This window comes from Corynebacterium sp. ACRQP (genome assembly GCF_022345915.1).
Taxonomy (GTDB): domain Bacteria; phylum Actinomycetota; class Actinomycetes; order Mycobacteriales; family Mycobacteriaceae; genus Corynebacterium; species Corynebacterium lehmanniae.
The window spans coordinates 1-1,114 of record NZ_JAKRMZ010000048.1; the positions used below are offsets into that span (position 1 = coordinate 1).

Consider the following 1,114-nt stretch of genomic DNA (forward strand, 5'->3'; position numbering starts at 1 on the left):
TGGCCCCAGTTGGACTGCCTGGCGATTCGTACTGGATCGTCAGGCAGTTCCGTTTTTAAGTAGAGCCACCAATCCAGCATGCGGCGTTGTCGTTCGCCTGATCTGCCGCGGTGGGTTCTGGCGAGCAGTTTGAGCTGGGCGTTGATGCCGCCTTCCAGGCTGTTGGTGGTGGATTTGATCCGCTCGGGCGCAAGGACTCCTGCTGGCGGGTTGAGGTAGACAAACAGCATCTCGGACCGCCAAAGATGGTTGAGGCTGTTGTAGGCCTTGCGCACGTTGTGGTGTGTCCACACCCGTGTCCATGCACCGGTTTTGGGGTCCTTGATCAGGGTTTTCTCGTCCATCCATGACCGGTAGATCGTGGAGAACTCGTGCAGCTGCGCACCCCATGCGGCGGCTTCATCCAGCGTGGTGATCCGGGTCAGTTTCAGCGCAAGTCGGTAGATGGTGCGCCCGGCATCCGTACGCGGGTTGCTGGTGGTGTAGCGGCGCACCACCCGTTGGGCGTGGACGAGGCAGCGTTGGATTTTCGTGGTCGGCCAGCACTTTTTGATTGCGCTGTAGGCTCCTTGGCCGCCGTCGATGACGGCGATGAGTGGGGCTTCGATGCGTTCAAGCAGCAGCTGGTAGTCGCGGGTGGTTTCGTGTTTGCACCAGTGCCAGGCGATCACGTGGTCGATTGTCGCCGCGATGATCAGGCAGCCGCCGGCGGTGTAGGTGCCGTCGAGGAAGATTTGGTCGTAGACCCGCTTGTCGTGGCCGGCGGTGGGGTCAGGCACATCAACGAACCAGAACGGTTCGAATCGACGTTGCATCGTGCGCGGTGAGCACCCCACACGGCGGGCAACAGTATCGAGGCTGGCACCGGTGGTGAGGTGGTCGATGAAGACGGTGAACGCCGCCGCGTTGGTGATGTCGCTTCGGCGTTTCACGCTGGAGGCGCCGCATTGTTTGCAGCGCCATCTGGTGGTGCCTTTGCTAGTGGTGCCGTTGCGTTTCATTTCACCGCCGCAGTAGCAGCGAGGTTGGTTCTTTGACATTGCGACACCACACCACGCCGCGCATAGCACACCAACGCTGCCACACCGAGGATTGAACGCTCGAGACCCAGATA

The 1,114-nt window shown here is 61.0% G+C and carries 1 protein-coding gene; it reads right to left on the reverse strand.

Going from position 1 to position 1,114, the window contains the following annotated elements:
• The coding region (locus MHY23_RS11800) for an IS1249 family transposase (RefSeq protein WP_239307705.1) at positions 1–1,040 on the reverse strand (1,040 nt) is incomplete at its 3' end.
• Between the last annotated feature and the right edge of the window lie 74 nt (positions 1,041–1,114).